This window comes from Streptomyces kebangsaanensis (assembly GCF_001906585.1).
Lineage (GTDB): Bacteria > Actinomycetota > Actinomycetes > Streptomycetales > Streptomycetaceae > Streptomyces > Streptomyces kebangsaanensis.
This window is the reverse complement of sequence record NZ_JUJA01000159.1, coordinates 43,450-49,788: the sequence shown is the minus strand read 5'-3', so window position 1 is coordinate 49,788 and position 6,339 is coordinate 43,450. Positions and strand designations below refer to the sequence as shown.

Annotated in this window: 4 protein-coding genes; all 4 read left to right on the top strand. The window is 71.8% G+C overall.

Annotated features, from left to right (window positions below):
* On the top strand, positions 1 to 1,638 hold a 1,638-nt coding region (gene treS, locus RH94_RS29840), incomplete at its 5' end, for a maltose alpha-D-glucosyltransferase (protein WP_073951469.1).
* A gap of 32 nt (positions 1,639 to 1,670) precedes the next feature.
* Entirely contained in the window at positions 1,671 to 3,059 is a 1,389-nt protein-coding gene (locus RH94_RS29835; RefSeq protein ID WP_073951468.1) for a maltokinase N-terminal cap-like domain-containing protein, read from the top strand.
* Between the two features lie 4 nt (positions 3,060 to 3,063).
* Positions 3,064 to 5,289: a 1,4-alpha-glucan branching enzyme gene (gene glgB / locus RH94_RS29830; RefSeq protein ID WP_073951467.1), complete on the top strand. Its 2,226-nt coding sequence runs from the start codon at positions 3,064 to 3,066 to the stop codon at positions 5,287 to 5,289.
* Positions 5,290 to 5,564: 275 nt separating this feature from the next.
* A partial coding sequence (locus tag RH94_RS29825) for a glutamate--cysteine ligase (RefSeq protein ID WP_234426137.1) occupies positions 5,565 to 6,339 on the top strand: 775 nt, incomplete at its 3' end.

Genomic DNA, 6,339 nt, shown 5'->3' with positions numbered 1-6,339 from the left:
GTCTTCTACGAGGTCCTCGTCCGCTCCTTCCAGGACAGCAACGGCGACGGCATCGGCGACCTGAAGGGCCTGACCGCCAAACTCGACTATCTGCAGTGGCTGGGCGTCGACTGCCTGTGGCTGCCCCCCTTCTTCAAGTCCCCGCTCAGGGACGGCGGTTACGACGTCTCCGACTACACCGCCGTACTCCCCGACTTCGGCGACCTGGCCGACTTCGTGGAGTTCGTCGACGCCGCCCACCAGCGCGGCATGCGCGTGATCATCGACTTCGTGATGAACCACACCAGCGACCAGCACCCGTGGTTCCAGGAGTCCCGCAAGGACCCCGACGGCCCCTACGGCGACTACTACGTCTGGGCCGACGACGACAAGCAGTACCAGGACGCGCGGATCATCTTCGTCGACACCGAGGCCTCCAACTGGACGTACGACCCGGTGCGCAAGCAGTACTACTGGCACCGGTTCTTCTCCCACCAGCCGGACCTGAACTACGAGAACCCGGCGGTGCAGGAGGAGATCCTGGCCGCCCTCCGCTTCTGGCTGGACCTCGGCATCGACGGCTTCCGGCTGGACGCGGTGCCGTACCTGTACCAACAGGAGGGCACCAACTGCGAGAACCTTCCGGCCACGCACGCCTTCCTCAAGCGCGTACGCAAGGAGATCGACGCGCAGTACCCCGACACGGTGCTGCTGGCGGAGGCGAACCAGTGGCCGGAGGACGTGGTCGACTACTTCGGCGACTACGCCGCCGGCGGCGACGAGTGCCACATGGCCTTCCACTTCCCCGTCATGCCGCGCATCTTCATGGCCGTGCGGCGGGAGAGCCGCTACCCCGTCTCCGAGATCCTCGCCAAGACCCCCGCCATCCCCTCGAAGTGCCAGTGGGGCATCTTCCTGCGCAACCACGACGAGCTGACCCTGGAGATGGTCACCGACGAGGAGCGCGACTACATGTGGGCCGAGTACGCCAAGGACCCCCGCATGCGCGCCAACATCGGCATCCGCCGCCGCCTGGCGACCCTGCTGGACAACGACCGCAACCAGATCGAGCTCTTCGGCTCCCTGCTGCTCTCCCTGCCCGGCAGCCCGATCCTGTACTACGGCGACGAGATCGGCATGGGCGACAACATCTGGCTCGGCGACCGCGACGCGGTACGCACCCCCATGCAGTGGACCCCGGACCGCAACGCCGGCTTCTCCTCCTGCGACCCCGGCCGCCTGTTCCTGCCCACGATCATGGACCCGGTCTACGGCTACCAGGTCACCAACGTCGAGGCGTCGATGTCCTCGCCCTCCTCGCTGCTGCACTGGACCCGCCGCATGATCGAGATCCGCAAGCAGAACTTCGCCTTCGGACTCGGTTCGTACACCGAACTCCAGTCCTCCAACCCGGCCGTGCTCGCCTTCCTGCGCGAGTACCGGGACGACCTGGTCCTGTGCGTCAACAACTTCTCCCGCTTCCCCCAGCCCACCGAACTCGACCTCCGGGCCTTCGACGGGCGGCACCCGGTCGAGCTCATCGGCGGGGTCCGCTTTCCGGCCGTCGGAGAACTGCCCTACCTGCTGACCCTCGCGGGCCACGGCTTCTACTGGTTCCGGCTCACCAAGGTCGCATCCCGGATCGGCCGACGAGTGTGACCACCGCGCGGCCGACGAAAGGAGGCGTGACCATGCCGAAGACCGCATCCCCGGCGCCGACCGTCAGGAGTTTGGCCGGGCCCATGGCCTCGCTCGGCCCGCTGCTGCGCGCATGGCTGCCGCACCAGCGCTGGTTCGCCGGCAAGGACCGGCCCGTCACCGACCTGCGCCTGCTGTCGATGACGGAGCTGTTCCCGGGCTGTCTGCACCTGCTGGTCCACGCCGAACACGCGGGGGTCCCCACCGGCCACGGCACCGTGCCCGCCCCCGCCGGCACCTCCCTGCCGCCGCCCGCCGACTGCTACCAGCTGCTGCTCGGCGTACGGCAGCAGCCGATTCCGCGCCTGCACCGGGCCTTCATCGGCCGTCCCGTGGAGGGCCCGCTGGCCGGCCTCGCGATCTACGACGCGCTGTGCGACCCGCGTTCGGCGCGGCTGCTCCTGGAGCGGCTGCGCCACCCCGGCACGTCCGGTCCGCTGTGCTTCGAGGCCGACCCGTCCGTGCTGATCCCCGGCAGCCTGGTGCCCAGGCTGCTGGACGCCGAGCAGTCCAACTCCTCGATCGTGTACGGCGACGAGTTCATCCTGAAGGTCTTCCGCCGCGTCCAGCCTGGCGTCAACCCGGACCTGGAGGTGCCCTGGGCGCTGGCCCGGCAGGACTGCGCCCGCGTCCCCGCTCCGGTGGCGTGGTTCCGTACCACCGAGCCGGAGCCGGCGACACTCGGTGTGCTCCAGCCGTTCCTGTGCGACGCGGCCGACGGCTGGACGCTGGCCCTGCGGGCGCTGGCCACGGGCGACGACTTCACCGCCCAGGCCCACCAGCTGGGGCAGGCGACCGCGGAGGTGCACCTGGCGCTGGCCGGCGCCTTCCCGACCGGCGGGCACCGGGAGGTGGCGCGGACGGCGGCGGCGATGACCGAGCGCCTGGAGGCCGCGGCGCACAGCGTGCCCGCGCTCAGACCGTACGCGACCCGGCTGCGGACCGCGTTCGCCGCACTGGCCAGCTGCGACGCCGGGCCGCCCGCCCAGCGCGTGCACGGCGACCTGCACCTGGGGCAGGTGCTGCGGGCCGGGCGCGATTGGTTCGTCATCGACTTCGAGGGCGAGCCGTCCCGTCCGCTCGCCGAGCGCCGCCTGCCCGAGTCCCCGGTGCGGGACGTGGCGGGCATGCTGCGCTCCTTCGACTACGCCGCCCGGCAGCGCCGCCCCTGGCGCCCGGAGTGGGCGCGCCGCTGCCGGGAGGCGTACTGCGCCGGCTACGCGTCCCGGGCCGGCTGGGACCCCCGCAAGAAACACGCCCTGCTGCGGGCCTACGAGACGGACCGTGCCGTGTACGAAGTGCTGTACGAGGCCCGGCACCGCCCCGACTGGCTCGCCGTACCGATGGCGGCGATCGAACGTCTCGCCGTGAGAGGAGGCTGAACCGGTGGCACTGCACGACACGTCACGTCCCGAGCCGTCCGGCCCCGTCCCGCCCCGCGCGGCGGGAGCGGGCACCGCGGCCCCGCCCCTGGACCCCGCCGACCGTGAGCGCCTGCTGTCCGGCGCCCACCACGATCCGCACGCGCTGCTGGGCGCGCATCCGGTGCCGGGCGGGGTCGCCCTCCGGGCGCTGCGCCCGTACGCCGACGCGGTGAGCGTGGTGATCGACGGCGAGCGCACTCCGCTCGTCTCCGAGGGCGACGGCCTGTTCTCGGCCGTACTGCCGCTGCCGGAGATCCCCGCGTACACGCTGGTGGTGGTCTACGGCGAGGACGCGTACGAGGTCCACGACCCGTACCGCTTCCTGCCCGCCCTCGGCGAGCTCGACCTGCACCTGATCAGGGAGGGCCGGCACGAGCAGCTGTGGAAGGCGCTCGGCGCCGAGCCGATGACCCACCAGGGTGTGACCGGCACCCGGTTCACGGTGTGGGCGCCCAACGCCCGGGGGGTGCGGGTGGCCGGGGACTTCGCCTGCTGGGACGGCACGGCGTTCCCGATGCGCTCGCTCGGTGCGGCGGGCGTGTGGGAGCTGTTCCTGCCGGGCATCGGCGAGGGCACCCGGTACAAGTTCGAGATCACCTCGCAGTACGGCGGCCGGTTCCTGAAGGCCGACCCGATGGCGCGGCGCACCGAGGTGCCGCCCGGCACCGCGTCGATCGTGACGGCCGCGCACCACGAGTGGGGCGACCAGGAGTGGATGGCCCACCGCGGGGACACGCCCGTGCACGAGGCGCCGTTCTCGGTGTACGAGGTGCACCTGCCGTCCTGGCGCCCGGGGCTGACGTACCGCGAACTGGCCGAGCGACTCCCGGCGTACGTGAAGGACATGGGCTTCACCCACGTGGAGCTGATGCCGGTCGCCGAGCACCCCTACGGCCCCTCCTGGGGCTACCAGGTCACGTCGTACTACGCGCCGACCGCCCGACTCGGCTCCCCCGACGACTTCCGGTACTTCGTGGACGCCTGCCACCGGGCCGGCATCGGCGTGATCATGGACTGGGTGCCGGCGCACTTCCCGAAGGACGACTGGGCGCTGGCCCGCTTCGACGGGGACCCGCTGTACGAGCCCGGGAACGCGCAGCGTGCCGAGCACCCCGACTGGGGGACGTACGAGTTCGACTTCGCCCGCACCGAGGTGCGCAACTTCCTGGTCGCGAACGCCGTGTACTGGTGCGAGGAGTTCCACGTCGACGGCCTGCGCGTGGACGCGGTCGCCTCCATGCTCTACCTCGACTACTCGCGGGACTCCGGCCAGTGGACGCCCAACGCGTACGGCGGACGGGAGGACCTGGACGCGGTGGCGTTCCTGCAGGAGATGAACGCCACCGTGTACCGGCGGGCGCCGGGGGTGGTGACCATCGCCGAGGAGTCCACCGCCTGGGGCGGGGTGACCGCGCCGACCGACTCCGGGGGCCTGGGCTTCGGGCTGAAGTGGAACATGGGCTGGATGCACGACTCGCTGCAGTACATGAGCAAGGAGCCGGTGCACCGCAAGTACCACCACCACGAGATGACCTTCGCGATGGTGTACGCCTACAGCGAGAACTACGTCCTGCCGGTCTCCCACGACGAGGTGGTGCACGGCAAGCGGGCGCTGGTGTCGAAGATGCCCGGCGACTGGTGGCGGCGGCGCGCCGACCACCGCGCCTACCTCGGCTACATGTGGGCGCACCCCGGCAAGCAACTGCTTTTCATGGGCCAGGAGTTCGCCCAGGGCGGCGAGTTCTCCGAGGAGCACGGGCCCGAGTGGTGGCTGCTCGACGAGGACTACTGCGCCGCGGGCGACCACCGCGGCGTGCAGGACCTGGTGCGCGACCTGAACAGGCTCTACCGGGCCACCCCGGCCCTGTGGCAGCGCGACACCCGGCCCGAGGGCTTCCGCTGGGTGGCCGTGGACGCGGCCGACGACAACGTCTACGCGTTCCTGCGCCACGACGCGGCCGGCGCCCCGCTGCTCGCGGTGTCGAACTTCTCCCCTGTCGTCCGCGACGGCTACCGCCTGGACGTGCCCGTCGACGTCACCGCCTGGTGCGAGGTCCTCAACACCGACGCGGCCCGCTACGGCGGCAGCGACGTCACCAACCCCGAGCCGGTCAAACCGGAGGAAGGGCACGTCCGTCTCACGCTGCCCCCGCTGGCCACGGTCTGGCTCACGCCGTACACCGGCTGAGCGACGGCCCTCCCGGGGCGGTGGCCGGGTCCTTCTCCGCACCAGGGCTCGTCCGGGGTTTTCCGTCGTCCGACCAGTGCGCGGATGATCCCGGCAACGCGGCGAGGTGCCGTGCCCGGGGGCACCTCCCGGCCGCCGGGCCCGGGGAGCGCCGCACGGCGGGCGGGAAGCTCCGGACAAGCCCTGGGTGTCCGGCGGCCGTCCCGGGGCAGTCGGGGTCGTACGACCCGGTGTCCCGCCGCGGTCGCGGCGGACGGACGGAAAGGCGGCAAGAGGTGCGGACCGTCGGAGTGGAGGAGGAACTCCTCCTGGTCGACCCGGAGAGCGGGGATCCCAGGGCGCTGTCCGCGGCGGTGCTCGCGCGGGCCGAGGCGGACGAAGCGAACCAGGGCGTGTTCGAGAAGGAGCTGTACGGCCAGATGCTGGAGTTCGCCACGCATCCCCGTACGGACATGGCGGAACTCGGCGCGGAGATCGTCCGCTGCCGCAAGGAGGCGGCCCGGCTCGCCGGGGAGATCGGCTGCGCGGTGGCCGCGCTGGCCGCCTCCCCGCTGCCGGTCAGCCCCACCATCAGCATGAACCGCCGCTACCAGTGGCTGGCCGACCAGTACGGCATCGCCACCCGGGAACAGCTCGTCTGCGGCATGCACGTGCACGTGGCCGTGGAGTCGGACGAGGAGGGCGTCGCGGTCGTGGACCGCATCCGCCCCTGGCTGCCCGTGCTGCTGGCGATCAGCGCCAACTCCCCGTTCTGGCAGGGCGAGGACACCGGCTACGACAGCTACCGCAGCCGGGTGTGGGACCGCTGGCCGTCGGCCGGACCGACCGAGCTGTTCGGGTCGCCGGAGCGGTACCACCGGCGGGTGGCGGACATGGTGGCCACCGGGGTCATCCTCGACGCGAAGATGGCGTACTTCGACGTGCGGCTGTCCGAGCGGTACCCGACGGTGGAGATCCGGGTCTCGGACGTGTGCCTGCACGCGGAGACCGCCCAGCTGATCGCCACCCTCGCCCGCGGCCTGGTGGAGACCGCCGCCCGGGAGTGGCGGG